The 19,220-nt window shown below is 65.6% G+C and carries 14 protein-coding genes; 1 reads left to right on the top strand and 13 read right to left on the bottom strand.

What is annotated here, in order from left to right; all coding sequences use genetic code 11:
• Positions 1-59 precede the first annotated feature (59 nt).
• The 3 genes from ACG0Z6_RS07810 to ACG0Z6_RS07800 are packed head-to-tail and all read right to left on the bottom strand — an operon-like array spanning position 60 to position 4,508.
• Positions 60-1,874, bottom strand: coding sequence for a GGDEF domain-containing protein (locus tag ACG0Z6_RS07810; RefSeq protein ID WP_394460155.1), 1,815 nt, complete (start codon positions 1,872-1,874; stop codon positions 60-62).
• Complete coding sequence (locus ACG0Z6_RS07805) at positions 1,871-4,105, bottom strand: putative bifunctional diguanylate cyclase/phosphodiesterase (RefSeq protein ID WP_394460153.1); 2,235 nt, start codon at positions 4,103-4,105, stop codon at positions 1,871-1,873. Before ACG0Z6_RS07805 ends, ACG0Z6_RS07810 begins: the two co-directional genes overlap by 4 nt.
• 22 nt (positions 4,106-4,127) lie before the next feature.
• Positions 4,128-4,508, bottom strand: coding sequence for an Hpt domain-containing protein (locus ACG0Z6_RS07800; protein ID WP_394460151.1), 381 nt, complete (start codon positions 4,506-4,508; stop codon positions 4,128-4,130).
• 183 nt (positions 4,509-4,691) lie between these two features.
• Here ACG0Z6_RS07800 and ACG0Z6_RS07795 point away from each other — a divergent pair, with 183 nt between their 5' ends.
• The gene (locus tag ACG0Z6_RS07795; protein ID WP_394460149.1) at positions 4,692-6,311 is read left to right on the top strand and encodes a sensor histidine kinase; all 1,620 of its coding nucleotides are present in this window, start codon (positions 4,692-4,694) and stop codon (positions 6,309-6,311) included.
• Here ACG0Z6_RS07795 and ACG0Z6_RS07790 read toward each other — a convergent pair.
• The 10 genes from ACG0Z6_RS07790 to flgF form a co-directional block, all read right to left on the bottom strand.
• Positions 6,250-6,831, bottom strand: coding sequence for a response regulator (locus ACG0Z6_RS07790; protein ID WP_394460148.1), 582 nt, complete (start codon positions 6,829-6,831; stop codon positions 6,250-6,252). The genes ACG0Z6_RS07795 and ACG0Z6_RS07790 overlap by 62 nt on opposite strands.
• A 53-nt stretch (positions 6,832-6,884) precedes the next feature.
• The gene (locus ACG0Z6_RS07785; RefSeq protein WP_394460146.1) at positions 6,885-10,121 is read right to left on the bottom strand and encodes a PAS domain-containing sensor histidine kinase; all 3,237 of its coding nucleotides are present in this window, start codon (positions 10,119-10,121) and stop codon (positions 6,885-6,887) included.
• Between the two features lie 124 nt (positions 10,122-10,245).
• A complete protein-coding gene (locus ACG0Z6_RS07780) occupies positions 10,246-11,412 on the bottom strand; it encodes an HDOD domain-containing protein (RefSeq protein WP_394460144.1) in 1,167 nt (388 codons plus the stop codon).
• 28 nt (positions 11,413-11,440) lie between these two features.
• Positions 11,441-12,694 carry a flagellar hook-associated protein FlgL gene (gene flgL / locus ACG0Z6_RS07775; RefSeq protein ID WP_394460142.1) on the bottom strand — a complete coding sequence of 418 codons (1,254 nt, stop codon included), beginning with the start codon at positions 12,692-12,694 and terminating at the stop codon, positions 11,441-11,443.
• Positions 12,695-12,734: 40 nt separating this feature from the next.
• A complete protein-coding gene (gene flgK, locus ACG0Z6_RS07770; RefSeq protein WP_394460140.1) occupies positions 12,735-14,756 on the bottom strand; it encodes a flagellar hook-associated protein FlgK in 2,022 nt (673 codons plus the stop codon).
• Between the two features lie 40 nt (positions 14,757-14,796).
• Positions 14,797-15,669, bottom strand: coding sequence for a flagellar assembly peptidoglycan hydrolase FlgJ (flgJ, locus tag ACG0Z6_RS07765; RefSeq protein WP_394460138.1), 873 nt, complete (start codon positions 15,667-15,669; stop codon positions 14,797-14,799).
• Positions 15,669-16,760 carry a flagellar basal body P-ring protein FlgI gene (locus tag ACG0Z6_RS07760; RefSeq protein WP_394460984.1) on the bottom strand — a complete coding sequence of 364 codons (1,092 nt, stop codon included), beginning with the start codon at positions 16,758-16,760 and terminating at the stop codon, positions 15,669-15,671. The genes flgJ and ACG0Z6_RS07760 overlap by 1 nt, the downstream gene beginning before the upstream one ends.
• A gap of 193 nt (positions 16,761-16,953) precedes the next feature.
• Complete coding sequence (locus ACG0Z6_RS07755) at positions 16,954-17,652, bottom strand: flagellar basal body L-ring protein FlgH (protein WP_394460136.1); 699 nt, start codon at positions 17,650-17,652, stop codon at positions 16,954-16,956.
• A 9-nt stretch (positions 17,653-17,661) separates the two neighbouring features.
• The gene (flgG, locus tag ACG0Z6_RS07750) at positions 17,662-18,444 is read right to left on the bottom strand and encodes a flagellar basal-body rod protein FlgG (protein ID WP_394460134.1); all 783 of its coding nucleotides are present in this window, start codon (positions 18,442-18,444) and stop codon (positions 17,662-17,664) included.
• Between the two features lie 20 nt (positions 18,445-18,464).
• Complete coding sequence (gene flgF, locus ACG0Z6_RS07745; RefSeq protein ID WP_394460132.1) at positions 18,465-19,193, bottom strand: flagellar basal-body rod protein FlgF; 729 nt, start codon at positions 19,191-19,193, stop codon at positions 18,465-18,467.
• Between the last annotated feature and the right edge of the window lie 27 nt (positions 19,194-19,220).

The raw sequence follows: 19,220 nt of genomic DNA, 5'->3' as shown, positions 1-19,220 counted from the left end.
CGCGCGCTCGGCAGTGTCGCTTGCGTTTTGAAGGTGCTTGGGGGGCGTTGAGGGGAGGTCTAGAGTGCCACGCAGCAGCGGTTTTTGCCGCTGCGTTTGGCTTCGTAAAGGCCTTCGTCGGCGCGCTCCAGCGCCTGCTCCAGCGATTCACCCGCGCGGTAGAGCGTCAGCCCGGCTGAGAAGGTGACGAAGACATCGCGCCCCTCGTGCATGAAGAGCGCCGCAGACAGCGCCCGCTGCAGGCGCAGCAGCACGGCCTGCGCTTCGTCCAGCGGCGTGTCGGGCAGCACCAGCACAAACTCTTCGCCACCCCAGCGTCCCACCTGGTCCTGCGGGCGCAGCATGGTGCTCACGCGTGTGGCCAGGGCTTTGAGGGCCTCGTCGCCCGCGGCGTGGCCGAGCTGGTCGTTGAGGCGTTTGAAGTTGTCGATGTCCAGCAGCGCCAGGGCCAAGTCGCGAGGGTCGCGTTCAATCTTGGCTTGCTCCACCGCAAAACGCTCCAGCAGCCCACGCCGGTTGGCGATTTGCGTGAGCTGGTCGGTTTGCACCTCTTCGGCCAGGCGGCGCAGCTGTTCTTCGAGGTCGCTGACACGGCGGTTGAGTGCATCGGCCTTGGCGTGTTCTTGGCTCAAGCGCTCCTGGGTTTGTTGCACCAGGGACTGCACGCTGCGGCTTTCTTCCACCATCTCGCGCACCACATCGGTGAGGGTCTCCAGCGAGTCGGCTTCTTCAATGACTTGGGCGTAGCGCCCCACATTGCTTTGGAAGCGGTCGGTGTGCTGGCCCAGTTCAGCCAGCTCCTGCAGCATGCGGTTGATGAGGCTTTTGAGGGACTCGCGCGCGCGGCTGCGCTCCTCGCGCAGGCCCTGCTGGCGCTCACGCGTGCTGCTGAGCATGGAACGCACGGCCCGCACCGAGCGCGTGCTCAAGCCTTCCTCCAGCGTCTGCGTCATGGCCTGGCATTGGCCCTGCGCCCAGGCGTCGTCCTCGGCCAGCAGGGCCAGGCTGCGCGTCAAGTCCTGGCAGAGCTCGCCCAGGGCCGAAAAAGCGTGGCCGCGGTGGTCCAGCAGGCGCTGCGCGCGCTGGCTCAGGGCCTGTATTTGCTCAGCGCGCGGTGCGTTGGCGCCTTGCTGCAGCGTCAGGCTGTGCAGTGACTGCAGCTCCAGCATGAGCTCGGTGGCGCGGGCGCTGTCGTCGGTGCGCAGCGCGTGTTGCACCGTGCCGTGCAAGCTGGTGCTGATGTGCGGCCAGTGCACGGGGTCGGGTTCTGACGCGGTGCTGAGGGCGTCGGGCAGCAGCTCTGGCGCCAGCTCTTCGAGCTGCGATGGGGGCGCGTCTTCTTCAAAAAACTGGCTGGGCGTGCAGGCCTCTTCATCGGCTGCGTCCACCTCGGGGGCGTTGTCGCTGGCGTCGCGTGACCAGCTCTGCACCAGTTGCTGCAGCCTGGCGGTGAGGCGGTGGGCGTCGCTGCGCTGGGTGTCTAGCACGCGCTGCAGGGCGTCCTTCTTGCGCGCCAGCGTCCACTGTCTGCCGCCGCGCTCCAGCTCGCGGGTGAGGCGCTGAAGCGTGGTGGCCAGAGCCTCGCCCAGCGCTTGCGGCGACTGCCTGGGCAGGGCCTCGAGCATTTCGGCATAGCGCTGTTCGCGCAACAGGGCTTGCAGTTTTTGGCGCTGGGCTGCGTCGCTCACGCCCAGCTGGGTGAGCTGGGTTAGCAACTTGTGCAGCTCCGCGGGCAGGGCCTCGGGGCGGGGCGCTTCACCCAGCTCGGCGGCGTAGGCGCGGGCGTAGTTTTCAGGCGTGGGCTCTTGCTTGGTTCTGGCCAAGCGCGACAGTGCGGCCTTGGCCAGCAGAGCCGGTGTGGTGGATGTGCTCATTCCAAGGAGCTCTGCACGAATTGGGGAAGGGGCGAGGCGCTTGGCCCCTGCGCAGCGCCAGCCAGCCAGCTGATCTGAGCCCCTTGCGTGCATTGTGCAAGCCAGGGCTCCAGCTCGGGCGCCGCCTGGGGTTGGCTGAATAAAAATCCCTGCATCTGGTGACAGCCCAGGGTGTGCAGGATTTGCATCTGCGTCAGGTTCTCGACGCCTTCGGCCACCACGCGCAAATTCAGGCTGCGCCCTAGTGTGACGATGGTCCCCGCCACGGCGGTGCTTTGCGGCGTGCTGCCCAGGCCGCGCACAAAGCTGCGGTCAATCTTGACCTCGGCAATCGGCAGCGTGGTCAGGTAGGCCAAAGAGGAGTAGCCGGTGCCAAAGTCGTCAATGGCGACTTGGACGCCAATCTCGTTGAGCCGGTACAGCGCTGGGATCACGGACTGCAGGTCTTTCATCAGTCCCGTCTCGGTGATTTCCAGCTGCAGCATGCGGTGGGGTACGTCGGCTTCGCGTGCGCAGCTGTGGATGAGTTCGACCAAGTCGGTGCGCTCAAACATGCGGGTGGGTAGGTTGACAGCGATACTGCCCTCAAACCCGAACTGCTGCAACCAACGCCTCGCCTGGCGTGCGGCCTGACGCAGCGCCCACTCGGACAGCGGGACGATCAGTCCGCTGTCTTCGGCCAGAGGAATGAACTCGTCCGGGGGCACCATGCGCTGGCCATGCTGCCAGCGCATGAGCGCCTCCATGCCCACCAGGCCGTGGCACTCGGCTCGGCGTACGTCGATTTTGGGTTGGTAGTGCAGCAACAACTCGTCGCGCTCTACGGCCTTGTGCAGGGCATTGTCCAGCTCCAGGCGCTCGCGCCAGTCCCCGCTGCGCAGGTGTGGCGCATACATGGCGCTGACATTGCGTCCCTGGGCCTTGGCGGCGTTGAGGGCTAGATCGGCATTGCGTAGCAACTCACCCAGGGAGTTGCCGTCGCGTGGGTACAGGGCGGTGCCCACGCTGGCGGTGACGAAGCAATCGCGTCCGCCCAGATTGAAGGGCTCGCGCAGGCTTTGCAGCAGGCGCTGTGCGGTGTCTTCGGCCTGGGCGACGTCCTGCAAATCGGGCAGCAGCACCACAAACTCATCGCTACCCAGGCGAAACAGCCCCTCGAGCAGGCGGTGGTGCTGGGGCGAGCCTCGCGGCGCGGGCATGGTGTTGACGTGCTGAATGCAGCTGCGAAGTCGCTCGGCCACGGCCACCAACAAGGCATCACCCGCCTGATAGCCTAGGTGGTCATTGATGTTTTTGAAGCGGTCCAGGTCCACCATCAGCACCCCCATGGGGTGCAAGCCTTGGCGCGCCGCATCCAGCGCGCGCTCGGCGCGCAGCTGCAGTTGGTGGCGGTTGGGCAGCCGGGTGAGTGGGTCGTAGTTGTTGAGCTGGCGTATGCGGGCCTCGGCCTGACGGCGCTCACTGACGTCTTGAACAATGCCGCTGTAGCCGCTCAGGCGCCCCAAGGCATCGAACTGGGGCTCGGCTTCGAGGTGGATGGTGCGCGGCACTTCACTGCCCAGCGTCAAGTCCAGCTGCAGGGGCGAGCGCATGGACCAAGCCGAGCGCAATTGACGCATCAGCACATGGCGCTGGGCGGCGCCAAAGAGGCGCAACAACCCGATGAAATCGCGCCGCGATTGCGGCTGCAGGCCCAGCACCTGCAGCGCCTCGGTGCTGAGTTGAAAAGCGGGCCCCAGCCGCGGCAGCCGCAGCCACTCAAAGCTCCCCATGCGCGCGAGCTGTTGGGCTCGAGCCAGGCGGCTTTGACTGCGCTGCAGCGCTACTTGCGTACGTGCCGAGCGCAGCAAATGCCGCAAACGCCCAGCCAGAAGCGTCCAGTGGTTGGATTTGACGAAGAAATCGGTGGCCCCAGCACGGTAGGCCTGCTCGATGGCGGCATCGTCGTCCAGTACGGTGAGCATGAGCACCGGCAGGTCTTCCAGACCGTGGCTGGAGCGCAGCAGCTCGCAGGTCTGAAAGCCATCCAGCCCGGGCATCAACGCGTCCAGCAGCACGAGATCTGGGCGCTGCTGTGCCGCGCTGCGCAAGGCGGCTAAGCCGTTGTCGCAGCAGCTCACGGCAAAGCCCTGAGCCTCCAATGCTGCAGCGGTGAGTGTGCGGCACAAAGGGTCGTCGTCTACCAACAACAGTTGGGGCGGTGCTTCTTGGAGCGAGGGCGTGAACGGCATGAACTGAGGCGGGCGCCGAAAGCTAATTTGAGACCAAATCGCGCAGGGCCTGGCGCACCTCTTCAATTTGGGTCAGGGCATTGTTGAGCAGGGCAGGAAGCTCGGCTTCCTCACGCTGGTGGGCTAGCAGCTCAATGCGCGCGCAAAGACGGGAAAGTGCCACAGCCCCAAGGCTGGAAGCTGACGATTTGAGCGTGTGCGCCACAAGGCGCAGCGCCTCATAGTCCTGCTCGCTGTGGCGCGGCTGGTGCAGCACCGGCACATAGCGCTCCAGCGACTGCTCAAAAGCCTGGGCCAAGCGGGCCAGCAGGCCATGCTGCCCTTCGGGGTCGAGATCGCGCAGTTTTTGCAAGGCAGATGGGTCCAAGTGAGAGACAGCTGTGGTGATCGTGTCAAAGCTCATGTTGTTTTGTGGGCGAACAACTCCCGTAGTTCCTAGGGTCGCATGAATGTCTGCCACGGACTCCAGTCAATTGGGCAAGACCTGTGAGATTCTTTGCCACAGCGGGCTCGCTGAGAACGCCTGAAAGCCCTACATACAATGCAGCGCATGAGATTTCCCGGTGACCCTGCGGTTGGGAGACGCATGTTGTGGCGTGCCTGGTTTGGCTGGGCTGCTTTGTTGCTGCTGCTCGTGCTGCTGGCAGCGGTGCTGGGCTGGGCTTGGGGTGAAGAGGGGCAGCAAGCCCTGCGCTGGGCACTGACGGTTGCGCTGTTGGTGGGTTTGGCGGCCTCGGTTCAGAGCTGGTATTTGACACTGCGCCACGTTCATGGCCGCAAAGGCAGCGATGTGCTGAGGCTGCGCCAGCAATACCTGTGCCTGCGCAGCTTGGTGCCTGGCGTGCAATGGCAAACCGATGCCGCCCATCGGCTGTTGCACTGGCAACACAGTGAAGCGCCTCAAGGCTTGGCCGCTGAAACCGCTTGGTCCTTGCAGCCGGGTGATGTGCTGGCGGAACATTTCTGCCTGTTGCCACAGTCCGGTCAGCCCACGCTGGGCCAGGCCCTGCTGGCCCACCAGGCGCTTCCCGCGACGCTGGCCCTTGATGAGCGTGGCGCCTTGTGGCGCCTTCAGGCCCAACCCTTGTGGGACCGTGTGGGCCATTTTGATGGGCATTTGGGCAGTGCGCGGCGTTTGTGTCCGCAAGGGGTGCTCGACGCGCTGATGGAACCCGGCAGCAGCCCGTGCTGGCTGCTCAGTGGCAGCGGCGACGACGCCGTATTGCTGCATGCCAATGCTGCTGCGCTGGCTTTACACAGTGATGCCAGCGCAGCGACCGGCACGGCGTGGCGCACCTTGCGCGAAAGGCTCCCCGAAAGCTTGAACAAAGCCCTGCAGGACTTGCCCAGTGGCGCGAGCACATGGCGTTGCCAGCGCCATGCCTTCTCCCACCCGGACCTGCCCCTGGCCGGGGCCGTGCTGTTGCGTGCTTGGCGGCGCAACCCCCAGCTGCAATTGCAGGCCCAGGCGCTGCAAGCGGCCCAGATGCTGCAGGCCGAGCAGGCCACCTTCAGCTACATTGTTTCGCACGATCTGCGGGCACCGCTGCGCGTGGTGGAGGGCTTCACGCGCATCGTCAAAGAGGACTTTGGCCCGCAGCTGGACCCACTGGCGCAAGACCACCTGGACCGTGTGCTGGGTGCTAGCGCGCGCATGCATCACATGATCGACGCGCTGCTGTCGCTGTCGCAGCTCTCGGCCCAGCCTCTGCGCAGCGAGCGCGTGCACCTTTCAGACTTGGCCGAGCAGGTGCTCGAAGAGCTGCGCCGCGCCACGCCGTCGCGCCAAGTGGTTTGCCACATTCAGCCCCAGCTGTGGGTGCAGGGCGACCCCACGCTCTTGCGCATGCTGCTGGAAAACCTCTTGGGCAACGCCTGGAAGTACAGCGCCAAGTGCGCTTGTGCCCACATCTCGCTGCAGCTACAGCAGCAGGGCGAGGAGTCCGTGCTGGTGGTCTCAGACGACGGCGCGGGTTTTGACATGCGCTTTGCCGAGCGGCTCTTCAGCCCCTTTCAGCGCCTGCACAGTGCCAGCGATTTTCCGGGCACGGGCGTGGGCTTGGCCTCGGTGCAGCGCATCGTGGCGCGCCACGGCGGGCGCATTTGGGCGGAGTCCAGCGTGGGGCAGGGCGCGCGCTTTTACTTCACGCTCCCGCTTGCGCCTCCAGAGTTGCAATCAGCCGCTGCGCCCAGCCCTGCGGTGTGAGCTCGGCCAGCCGCGCTTCTTCTTGCAGCCGAGCCAAGGCGGCCGTGCGCGTGAGGTCGTGGCGCTGCATCACGATGCCCAGCGCCACAGCCAGTGGGTCGAGGTTGGCCAAGCTTGGCGTGCTGGGCTTGGTTGCAGGTTCTGGCGCGGCGCGGCGGTTGGCAAATGCAGCCTCTACCGCGGGCACGATTTGGTGGATATCCAGCGGCTTGACCAGATAGGCCAGGGCGCCGAGGTCTTTGACCTGACGCAGGGTGTCTTCGTCGGAGAAGGCCGACAAAAACATAAACGGGATGCGCAGGTGGTCGCGCAGGTAATGCGCCACATCAAAGCCGCTGAGACCCTCCATGCGGATGTCTAGCAAGGCCAGATCGGGGCGGTGCTGGCGGGCCAGCAAGATGGCTTCGTCACCATTGTCGGCATCGATGATGGCGTAGCCCGCCTGGGCCAGACCATGCACCAGTGTGGCCAAGACGAGCCGGTCGTCGTCGACAACCAGAATCTTTCCTTTGTTGCTCACTTCCCGCCCCTTGATCTTTCTCTGTGTGTTCTTGTAATTGTCACCCATTGAATTTATTCATCGGCCAAGCTCACGCTGGGCGGCAGGATCAGCACGCTGCAGCGCACCTCGTTGGACCCTGCGGGCTCCAGGCTCAAGGTGGCGCTACGCCGGGGCAGCAGGGCACGCACCAGGCCCAGACCTGAGACACCGCTGGGGATTTTCGCGAGGTCAAAGCCCTCGGGCAGCTGGCCCTGGTTGACGATGTCCACGCGCACGCGGTCGGTTTCGCAAACCAGGGTGCAGCGCACTGGCGCGTCCACGCTGTGCTTGATGGCGTTGGTCAGCAGCTCGTTGAGCGTGAGGGCGATGGGGATGGACTCGGCCTCGGGCAGGGTCCAGCGCATGGCCTGGGCGGCGAGTGGGCCGTCGATGTGGGTGTGGATGGGGCGGCCAAACATGCGCTGCACCGAAGCGGTGATGGCTTCCACCACCTTGGCCATGCGCAGTGAGCCGCTGGCACCCACCTGCAGGCCGTAGACCTGGGCAATGGCTTGCACCTGGCCCACGGCTTCGGTGAGGATGGTTTTGACGTCAGGCCGGCGCGCGGCAATTTGCTGCAAGAGCCCGGCCACACCCTGCAAATTGTTTTTGATGCGGTGGTGCACTTCGCGCACCAGCAGCTCGCGCTGGGCGATGGCGTCTTGCAGGCGCTCGGCTTCTTGGGCGCGTTGCTGGGTCACATCGCTGGCCACCAGCAGCAGTTGTTCGGAGTCGGGGTCGGCGTCGCTGACGCTGCTGAGGTGCAGCATGCGCACGTCCCAGACCTGGGGCTGATCGTCGCGGTGCAGCCGGTACTCGTGCTGCGCCACGGCATTGCTTTGCAGTGCGGCTTGCATGTCAGCGCGTATGGCCTGGCGTTGCTGCACATCAAAGAGCGCGTCGAGGCTGGCGCCTTTGAGGCTGTGCGGCGAGGTGCCGCTGTGGCCCACCAGCTCGGTGGCGGCTTGGTTGAGCTGCAGCACCTCCAGCGTGCGCGCGTCGTGCAGGCTGATGGCCATGGGCGCGGCTTCGATGATGCGCCGCAGCGAGGCTTGCGCGCGCTCAGACAGCGCCTCGGCCTGGCGCCGCCGCTCGATGTCCAGCAGCGCGTAGGTGAGTTGGCGGCCGTTGCCACCGTCGGTGACCACGGCGTTGCCGACCACCCAGAACTCGCGCCCATCGCGTGCCTTGAGGCGGCACTCGAAAGTCTCCGCCTGGCCTTCGGCCAGTTCGTCCAGGTAATGGGTGAGGCGGAAGGGGTGGTCGGGGTCGGGTGTCGCTACCACTTCCATGGGCTTGCCCGCAAACTCTGCCAGCACGCCGCCAAACATGCGCCGAGCCGAGCGGTTCATCCACTCAATGCCGCCGCGCCCCACGGTGACGATGCCCACCAGCACCGAGTCCAGCACCGCGCGTTCGCGCTCGGTCTGGATGAGCAGCGACTGCTGCACGCGGTGGCGGTCGTCCACGTTCACGTAGGTGGCGATGACGCCGGCCAGCGCGTCGCCTGGGCGCAGCAGGCGCATGCTGACTTGCATCCATAGCGCCGAGCCGTCGCGCCGGCGTACACGGCGCTCGCCGCGCCACTGGCCTTGCTGGCGCAGGGCCTGTTGAATGAGGGCCGACTCATGTTGGTAGTGCCCGCGCGACTCAAACAGCTCGTGGTGTTCCAGGCCGGAGAGTTCGTGGATGCGGTAGCCCAGGGCGGCGGCCAGGGCTTCGTTGGCGCGTTCCAGACGCTCGCCGCGGATGAAGGCAATGCCCACATCGGTGAGGCTGAACATCAGCTCGCGGTCCTGCGCCAGCTGCGCCAACTCGGCCTGCTGGGCCTTGAGGCGGCTGATGTCGGTGAGCACGGCGATGAGCTCGGCCGGTGCATCGCTGTCGTCGGGGGCCTCGCTGACGCGGCGCAGCGCCAGGCTGAGCCAGCGCTGGGGCTCTTGCATGCAGAACTCCAGCACCACGCCTTGGTCGTCGAGTTCGGGCAGGGCTTGCTGGATTTGCTGCTGCACCTCGGGCGGGCAGTTGGCAAACACGCGCGCCAGCGGTGTGCCTTGGGCAGGCTCTGCCTCGTGGCCCAGCATGCGACCCCAGGCACCGTTGGTGCGCAGCAGCTGGCCGTTGCGCAGGCAGGCCAGGCCCAGGCCTGCGCCGTCCATGAGCGTGGAGAGCTCCTGGCGCAGCAGCTCGCTGCGGCTGAGGGCTTGCTGCTGTGCGCTGGTGTCCAAGGTCACCACCGTGGTGACGCGCTGGCCCAGGGGCAAAACGCTGGGTGTGACGCGTGTGCGCAGCCAGCGCCGCCCCAGCTCGGGGTGCTGCACGGCATAGGCCAGCTCGGCATGCTCGCCGCGCTTGAGCGCTTGGCGCAGTTGTTCGTAGGCGGGCAGGCTTTCGGGGCAGACCATGTCGCGGTTCACGCCCTGTGCGGCGCTGCTTTGCACGCGGCGTGGGGTGTAGAACTGGGGCTGCGTGTTGAGCCAGCCCACACCGTCTTGGTAGCTGGCCAGGGCGGCGCCGGAGAGGTCGCTCAGTGCTTCGAGCTGCTGGCGCGCCAGCTCCAGTGCGGCGTTGGCGCTGTCGTCCACCCAGCTGGCCAGCACGCAGCCCGGCGCTGCAGCCCAGGCGCTGGCTTGGGTGCGGGCCCAGCGCGGGGCGCCTTGCGCGTCGCGCCACAGCACGCTGTGCATGAGGGGCTTGTCCGGCACGGCAGCCAGCTCGGGCCAGCCCAGGCTTTGTGCCAACTCGCCGGGCAGCTGCTGCATGTGCTCGGGGCATTCGCCCAAGGCCTGCTGGGCGGCGGCATTGCAGTGGTGAATGCGGCCTTGCAGGTCGTAGAGCAGGGCAGGGGTGAGCAGCTCAGGCAGCAGGTGCAGGGCCGGCGTTGCGGGCAGGCCTACGGCGCCCGATTTGGCTGTGCTGCTGCTCTGGGCTGCGGCTCGGCCTGGCAGGCCGCGCAACAGCCAGCAGGCGGGGTGCGGCCAAGCAGGGTCGCTCAGCGGCTCCAGCGCCTGCAGGCGAAACACAAGGCGGCTGCCGTCGACTTGGCGCAGCGTGGGCTCGGGCGGGCTGCGGCGGCCTTCGCGCTGGGCCTGTGCGGCTTGGCGCAGCCAGTCGCTCAAGCGTGCACCTGCGCCGGTGCGCAGCGGTGGCAGCTGAGGCAGCGGCGTGTTGGCGGGCAGGTGCAGGGCGCGCTGCGCCAGGGCATTGGCCTGCAGCACGCGCAGCTGGTCGTCCAGCAATAGCACTGCCTGCTGGGGGGTGTCCAACAACGCTTGCAGGGCTTGGGTGTCTAGGGGGGCAGGGCCGACGGCCGCACCCAGGGGCGCGGGATCTGGTCCGTCGCAAAGGAGGGGGGGCAGGGGGGCTTGCACCTGCCCAGTGTAGTGGGGGGGATCAGCTCAGCACATGGGCCTTGGCGAGGGCACACAACACGGCACGGGTGATTTCGCTCTGCGTGATCATCAAGGCAGTGGCTGTGTCGCGGATGTCAAACAGCGATTCGGCCTCGATGGCCTGAGCCAGCTGCACATAGGGCAAGTAAGGGCCGCTGTGCTCCACCAAGGCTTGGTGCACGCGCTGTGGGACGGGAATGCTGTCCAGCAGCTGGGCAAAAGGCTGTTGCAGCAGGTGGTCCAGCAGGGAGAACAGCCCACAGATGAAGAGCTCGTCGCGCTGGGTGGCGTCGCTCAGCGACTGGCCCAGTTCTTCCAGCAGCAGCCCGCGGCGCAACGCCGCGAACATGATGGGGCGCAGCCGGGCGTCTTTGCTGGCAGTGGCCAGCAGCAGCGCCAGCCAGCGCTTGAGCCGTCCATAGCCCAGCAGCATGAGGGCATGGCGGAAGGAGGAGACTTCCACCGGCAGGCCGAAGGCGGCGGAGTTCATGTAGCGCAGCAGCCTGAAGGCCAGATTGGGGTCGCGCTTGAGCGTGGTCTCGAGCTGCTCCACGTCCTCGCCCTGGTCTACCTTGGACATCAAGTCCATGATGACGCGCAGATCGGCCCCCACGTCTTGGCGCGTTTGGTCCGCCAGAGCTTCGTAGTGACCGCCCATGGGCCAGCCCATGACACCGCTGGCGCCGCGTTCAAAGGCTTGCGCCAGGGCGGTTTGGCCACGCACGCTGCACAGCAGCACGGGGTTGCTGAGCACCTGGCCCTGGGCCAGATGATGGGCGAGTTGATCGGCGTCCAGCACCACCGTTTGCTGGGCGCTGGGCGCTGTGGCGGTGCCGCGCAGCAGCAGTGCTTGGCGGCGGCGCAAGGTCTCCAGCGGCGCGGCCAGGCTGGCGTCGGCGGCCAAAAAAGCGGGCAGCTCCAGGCGCCAGGCTTCGGGCAAGGGCATTTGCACGAGGTCGCGCAGCAGTGCTTCGTGTTGCACATTGAGTACCACGGGCTGGCTGCCTAAAAATTCTTCGAGCACTTGCAGCAATGGCGCGGCGTCGAGCTCAGCATCGGCACGCAGCGGCATGAGCGTGACGCGCGTACCCAGCACGTCGTTGCCTTTGTTCAGCAATGGTGCATAGCCCAGGGCCAGGCGCCCCAAATTGACGTTGGTTTCACTCATGGAGGGGTGCCAAAGAAGTCGTGCGGTTTCAGTTGTTCAAATATTGGAACAGCGTCATGCGCTGCACCATGGCATAGGTTTTGAGGGCCACGTCGTAGCCGTTTTGTTGGTTTTGGAAGTCGGAGATGCCTTGGGTCATGTCCAGGTCCTCGGCCGCCGATTTTTCGGATTGGCTGTAGAACTTGAGGGTAGACAGGCGGGTCTCGGCGCCATCCAGTGCATTGAGTTGTTCGCCCAGCTGGGCGCGCATGTTTTGCACGCCGCCCATGGCGGCATCGAGATCGCGCAAGGCAATGTGGTTGGCCTGGGCCACCTGGGCGCCAGTGCGCTGGGGTGTGCGCAGGCCGTCGATGGCGCTGTCAAGCACCTCGAACAAGCGCAGCTCATTGCTGGAAGGCCGTACGCTGTAGCTCTCGCCGTCGCGCGGTGCGCCGGCGATGGTCATGGCCATGCCGTCAAAGCTCAGCGTCATGCCGGGCTTGAAGGTGTTGTCGGTCAGCGCGACGGGGGTGCCGCTGGTCAGGTCCGTGATGGCGTAGGTCTGGGTGGGGGCGCTGCCGCTGATGTCGATGCGGTAGTCGTGCCCAGTCAGCTTGGACGGGTCGATCAGCCGGCCCGAGTCAATCCAGCCGCCTTGCGCGATATTGGGGTCGATCAGGTTGGGCTCCGGTGCCGTCACAAAACTGCCGTTGCCCGTGCGCGTTTGTTCAAAGACGCTGCGGCCGTCCACTGACAGTGGGTAGTTCTCCAGATTGCCCGTGCTGATGGTTCCAGGAGTGCCGACGTAGCGCACGCCCCCGTCGGGCATGGGGGCACCACTGGCGTCATGGCGGGGCAAACTGAGAAAGGGAGGGCCGTCAGTGCCTTGCCCCCCAAAGAGGTAGGTGCCCGCACCGTCATTGCGGTTGGAAATGGCAAAAACTTGGTCGCGCAATCCTTTGATCTTGTCGGCCAGCCCTTTGCGTTCGGCATCGGTGTAGCTGGCATTGCCGGCAGCCACCAAGGTTTCGCGCACTTGCTGCAGGAGTTCGGCGGCGTCGCCCAAAGCGGCCTCGCCCAAGGTCATGGCGTTGCGGCTGGCGTCCAGGGCGCGCTGGCTGGCGTCGGCTTGGCCGATGGTGGTTTGAGCGCGCTCGGCACGTGCGGCGGCGGTGGGGTCGTCGCTGGCTTGCTCGATGCGCTTGCCTGAGGTGAGCCGTTGCTGAGTTTCCTGCAGGCGTTGCTGGCGGCTTTGCAGCAGGGCGATGGCGGCGTCGAATTGGTTGGAGGTGGACAGGCGCATGGGCGTCTCCAAAAGGGGATCAAGTTTGGTGCTGCCTCACTCAGCGCTGCATGATGCTGAGCAATTCTTGAAACACGGCCTGAGCGGTTTGCATCACCTTGGCGGCGGCTTGGTAGCTTTGTTGGAACTGCATGAGCTTGGCTGCTTCTTCGTCCAGATTGACCCCGGCAAAGCCTGCGCGTGTGGCCTCGGCGTCGGCGGCCACGCCTGTGGAGACTTCCGACAAATAGCCCGCCCCTTGCACGCGTGCGCCGATATTGGCCATGGCCGTGCCGTAGGCCTCGGTCATGGTTTGACCGCGCGACAAACTGCCGTCGGGCTGCAGCACGCGGCCCACAATGGGCTCTCGCTGCAGGTTCAAGAAGGCTTTGGCGTTGCCGTTGTTGGAACTCACCGCGGCGTTGGAGCGCTGCAGCACGATGATGTCGCCGGGTTTGACGATGCCGGTACTGGGGTCGATTTCTTCGCCCCTTGGCATGCCGTTTAAGCGCAGCTCAAAGCCCAGGTCGATGCCGTTTTGCGGGTCGTTGCCAATGGTGGCGCCAGACTTCCAGCTGCCGTTGTAGATGGTGCCATCAGACAGCGTAAGGGTGTAAGCAATGGTCTTGGTGAGGTTATCGACCGCACCGAACTGCAGGCTGATGGGCTGATTGCTGGGATCAAACTGGCTGTTGACGGCGTATACCGAATCGAGGGTCGCGGTGCCACGGTTTTTGCTATCGAGTATTGCCGTCAGCGGCGAGGCGGCGGCCAGGCCCACGGGGTTGTCGAGCACGCGACGAAAGCTGGCCGCGGCATTGGCCACCGGTTCAACCCTATAGCTGTCTCCCGGCGCCATACTGCCTTGCAGATTGAAGCTCAAGCCCCAGCGTTTCTCGATGTCCTCACGCGTGAGCAGCTCGGTACTGCCATTGGGCTGTATGGTGACGCGATAGCGGTCCGGGAGCTGGTCGGGGTCGGCCTGCACCAGCAGCGAGGACGCTGGCACGCGGCTGGCGGCACCGGGCAGGACGCTGACTTTGAAATCCGCGCCGCCGGTGTTGGTGGCGGCGGGCCGAGCTTGGGGGTCGGCCAGTGCAAACAAGGCTGCACCTTGCTGGGCATTGAGGTCCAGCCCCAGGCTTTGTTGGTCATTGACGCGCTGCGCCAGCGCCAACGCCAGCTGCCCCATCATGTTGCGGCCGTCGTTGAGGTCCACGTTTTGAAATTGCAGCATGGCTGCCAAGCTGCCGCCGGTAAGTACGCTTTGGTCCAACACCAAGTTGCCACCGGCTTCCTTCATGGCCAGCTGCGCGCGCGAGCTGTCGTAGGGGTCGGCAATGACGGCCAGCTGCTGCGCAATGCCACCCAGCACCAAGCGCTGGCCGCCGCCGATGAACACGCCCACGGTGCCGTCGTTGCCGTTGGGCACGGTGCTGACTTGCACGTACTGGCTGAGTTCGGAGATGAGTTGATCGCGCCGGTCTAGCAGGTCGTTGGGTGTATGCGAGTCGCCCGCGGTGCGGGCAATTTCGTTATTTGCTTCGGCGATTTGCTGGGCGAGCTGGTTGACGACTTTGACGTCGGCATCCATGTCGCTGACGACACCGGCTTGCAAGTCAGCAAACTGCTGCCCGGCAGACTGAAAGCGCGCGGCCAGCTCGTAGGCGCGGCCCAGTGCCACTTGGCGGGCCGAAGGGTCGGCCGGGCGGCTGGCCACATCCACCATGGCGTTGAGGAACTGGTTGACGGCCTGCCCCATGCCTTGTTCCCCGGTGGGGAAGAGCTTTTCGAGCTGCTGCAGCTGATTGAGCGCGGTGGAGTCCATGAAGGCCTTGGACTTGGCGCCCACGGCCTCGCGGGTGAGAAATTCGTTGTGCGCGCGCGTGACAGTTTGCACCATCACGCCTTTGCCGAAAAATCCCGCGCCGGTGTACTGGCCTTCCGGCGTGGTGAGCACCACTTGCTGGCGCGAATAGCCCGGCGTGTTGGCATTGGCAATGTTTTGCCCCACAGCCTGCAGCGCTGCTTGTGAGGCAAACATGGAACGCATGCCCAGCGAGAGTAGACCGGAGGTGCTCATGCCTATTCCTTGTGTGGTTGCAGGGGTGCGGCCTTAGCCATCAGGCCAGGGCGCGCTGCACGCGCATGGTGGTGTTGATGACGCGGGTGAGCTTGTTGGCGTATTCCGGGTCGGTGGCGTAGCCCGCGCGCTGCAGGCCTTGGGCAAAGCTCTGCGCGTTACCGGCCTTGGCCACCACGTCGCGGTAGCGGTCGTTGCTGGTCAGCAGCTGGGCGTAGTCTTTGAAAGCCTCGGCATAGCTGCTGTAGGCGCGAAAGCGCGCTGTCACGCGCTGGGGCTTGCCGTCGATGTATTCGGTGGTTTGCACCTCGGCCACTTTGCCCTTCCAGTTGGCACCGGCTTTGATGCCAAAGATGTTGTGGCTGGTGCTGCCGTCGGCCTGCATGATTTCGCGCTTGCCCCAGCCCGACTCATGGGCGGCCTGGGCAATCATGAAGCTCGCGGGAATGCCTGTTTTGGCCTGGGCGTAACGGGCTGAGGCGTCGTGTTTGAGGATGAAGCTCTGCACATGGGGCTGAACGTTTTTCTGCGCCAGCGTGGGCAGGGCGGCGGGCGCTGCCGCGGCAGGCCCAGCGCCACGGCCGGTGGCCGGGGTGGTTTCGCTCAAGCCCATCTGGCGCTGCAAATGCCGCTCAATGGCTTGCGAGAGCCCGCCGGGAATGCCGGTGAGCTTGCCCGCGAACTGCGTGTCCAGCATCTCGGTGCCCAGCTGCGTGGCAGAGTTGTCCAGCATGCCGCTGGACAGCGTGGCCTGGCGCATGCTTTTCATCACTTCCTGCATGAACAGCGCCTCGAACTGGCGCGCTGTTTCTTTGATGGCGGCCTTGGGGTCGCGCGCGGCGGCGGCTTTGAGCGCCTCGATGCTGCGCGTGTCACCCGTGGGGGTGTTGATTCTTTGCGGGGTGGTGCTCATCAGATCACCTCAAGTTCTGCCTGCAATGCGCCCGCGCTCTTCATGGCCTGCAAGATCGCGAGCAAATCCTGCGGCGTGGCGCCCATGGCGTTGAGGGCCTTGACCACATCGGCCAGCTTGGTGCCGGCAGGCATCTGGATGAGCGTGCCGGGCTGCTGGCTGATGGAGATGTCGGCCTTCTCCGTGACCGTGGTCTGCCCACCGGACAAGGCGTTGGGCTGGCTGACCTGGGGCGTGCTGTTGATGGTGACGGCCAGGTTGCCGTGGGCCACGGCGCAGGGCGCCACGGTCACGGTCTGGTTCATGACGATGGAGCCTGTGCGGGCGTTGATGACCACCTTGGCCGCGGGCTGCTCCAGCTCCAGTGGCAGGTTTTCCATGTCGGCCAAAAAGGCCACGCGCGCGTCCGGAGCCGTGGGCGCACGCACGCGCACCACGCGACCATCTAGCGCTTGAGCTGTGCCTTCGCCTTTGGCACGGTTGATGGCGCGCGCCACGGCACGCGCGGTGCCGAAATCGCTGGCGTTGAGGTCCAGCTGCACATGCTCGCCTTGCTGCAGCGCGGCCGTGGGCACGCTGCGCTCTACAGAAGCGCCACCGGGAATGCGCCCGGCGCTGAGGTGGTTGATCTGAACTTTGGAGCCGCCCGCCGAGGCGCCTGCGCCGCCCACCAGCACATTGCCTTGGGCCAGGGCGTAGATTTGCCCGTCCGCGCCTTTGAGCGGCGTGGTGACCAGGGTGCCGCCGCGCAAGCTCTTGGAGTTGCCCAGCGAGGCCACCACCACATCCAGCGATTGCCCAGGCTGCGCAAAAGCCGGCAGCTGTGCGGTGACCATGACCGCGGCCACATTGCGCGGCTGCATGGCCACCCCTGGGGGCAGGGTCACGCCAAACTGCTGCAGCATGGCCGCCAGGCTTTGCCCGGTGAAGGGGCTTTGCGTGGTTTGGTCCCCGGTGCCGTCAAGCCCCACGATGAGCCCGTAGCCCGTCAGGGTGTTGCTGCGCACGCCTTGCAGGGCGGCCACGTCTTTGATGCGGGTGCCGGCCTGGGCCGCATCGCCCAGCACCAGCGTGAAGGCCAGCACCAGCATGAGCAGGCTCAACGCCTGCGGTGTGCGCCACAGCCAGTTCAGGCGGAGGCGAAGGCGGCTGGCAAAGGCGGTGTGGCGGTGTGGCATATCGGTCCAGGGCAGAGGCGTTGCACCGTTGAGCTGGGGCTTTGGGGGGCAGCTGTGTTGCCCTTGTTGCCGCCCAGCGGCGCGCTCGGACCGATTGTGAGAATCTTTAGATCGGCGAAAGATTCAAAAAGAAGCGGGAGAGCCAGCCAATTGAATGGCTGTCGGCGGTGGCGCCGCGGCCACGCTGTTCAATGCGCACATTGGCCACGGAGGCCGAGGGCACGGTGTTTCCAGCGGCAATGGTGCGCGGGTCGACCTGGCCGGAGAAGCGCAGCACGTCGACGTTGTGGTTCACGCCGATTTGCTTCTCGCCACTGATGAGCAAGTGCCCATTGGGCAGCACGGCCACCACCACAGCGGTGATGGTGCCGGAGAAGTTGTTGGTGTTCTCGTTGCTGCCCTTGCCGCTGTTTTTGGCGTTGTTGCTGCCCGTCAGATCCAAGCGGCCGCCGGTGAAGGAGTTGGCGGCAATGCCCGGAATGGCAGAAACACCCAAGGCGACTTCACCCTTTTTGTTCAGCTCGCTGGAGCTGGACTGCGAGGCCGTGACGCGCTCGACGATTTGAATCGTGATCACATCGCCCACCAGGCGTGCGCGGTGGTCTTCAAACAGCGGGCGGTAGCTGCTGGCTTGGTAGATGGCGCCGTTGGCCGTGGTTTGTGTGGGCTGCTGCGGTGGGTTGACCACCGGCGGCGGGTCCAGCTCCACACGCGGCTGTTGGTAGAGGGCCGAGCACGCGCCCAAGAGACTAGCCAGAGCCAGACAGGGCGCGGTGGTGCTGAGAAAGCGGGCAATGCGGCGCATGGCTTGGGCTTAGAGCTGGGCGAGTTTTTGCAGCATTTGGTCCGAGGTCTGCACGGCCTTGGAGTTGAGCTCGTAGGCGCGCTGGGTCTGGATCATGGACACCAGCTCTTCGACCACATTCACGTTTGAGGTTTCCAGAAAACCTTGCTGCAGGCCGCCCAGGCCGTTGGCCATGGGGGCGCCGGCGTTGGGGGTGCCGGACGACACGGTTTCCGCAAACAGGTTTTGCCCCAGCGGCTCCAGCCCGGCGGGGTTGATGAAGCTGGCCAACTGCAACTGACCCAGCTGCTGCGGTGCGGGGTTGGTGCCCACCGTGACGGTGACGATGCCGTCTTGGCTGATGGTCAGGCTTTTGGTGTCCGGTGGCACCACGATGCCGGGCAGCAGGGTGTAGCCGTTGTTGGTCACGATCTGCCCGCCCGCGTTGAGCTGGAAGGCCCCGTCACGCGTGTAGGCGGTGGTGCCGTCGGGCATCTGGATCTGGAAAAAGCCATTGCCTTTGACGGCCATGTCCAGGTTGTTGGTGGTCTGCTGCAGATTGCCTTGGCTGAAGATGCGCGAGGTGGCCACGGGCCGCACGCCCAGACCCATTTGCAAGCCCGTGGGCAGCTGGGTTTGTTCGGTGGTGGCGCCGCCGCTTTGGCGCAGGTTTTGATAGATCAAGTCTTCGAACACGGCATGCGAGCGCTTGTAGCCGTTGGTCGAGACGTTGGAGAGGTTGTGCGAGATGGTGTCCAGCTGGGTTTGCTGGGCTTCCATGCCGGTTTTGGCAATCCAGAGCGAGCGGATCATGGTGTGTTCTCCAGCAGGGGTCAGCTCGGCGCGAGCAGCTTGGCGGCGTTTTGCGCCTGGGTCTGGGAAATTTGCAGCAGCTTCATTTGCTGCTCGAACTGGCGTGCGGCGGAGATCATGGAGACCATGGCGTCGACTGCGCTGACGTTGGAGCCTTCCAGCGCGCCGTCTTGCAAGCGCGCGGTGGCGTCAGCGGGCAGTTCGTTGCCGTCGGCGGCACGGAACAAGCCGTCGGGGCCGCGCTGCAGCGGTGCTTCGGGGGTCACGAGCTTGATGCGCCCGACGTTGGCGGGGCGCTCATTGCCCTTGCGTGCTGTCACCGTGCCGTCCGCGCCGACTTGCACCTCCGCACCGGCGGGAATGTTGATGGGGCCCCCGTCGCCCAGCACGGGCAGGCCGTTGCGCAGCACCAGCAGCCCTTCGGCGTTGACGTCCATGCTGCCAGCCTTGGTGTAGGCCTGCGTGCCGTCCAGCGCCTGCACGCTGAGCCAGGCGTTGCCCTTCATGGCCACGTCCAGGTTGCGTGCGGTGTTGGTGATCACACCCGGCGCGTCGGAGTAGCCGATGGTGGTCTCCAGCGCATAGGCCCGCGTGCTGGCGCCGTCGCCCCGCACCGGCACGGCGCGAAAGGCCGCCAGCTCGGCGCGAAAGCCATTGGTGGAGACATTGGCCAGGTTGTTGGACAACACGTCCTGGCGCTGCATGGCGGCTTTGGCGCCCGCCATCGAGAGGTAGATCATGCGGTCCATGCGGAACCCCCTTTATGGGCCTGACCT

It is taken from the genome of Roseateles rivi (assembly GCF_043555845.1).
Lineage (GTDB): Bacteria > Pseudomonadota > Gammaproteobacteria > Burkholderiales > Burkholderiaceae_C > Roseateles > Roseateles rivi.
The sequence above is the reverse complement of the archived record's forward strand: the minus strand, read 5'-3'. Positions and strand labels throughout refer to the sequence as shown.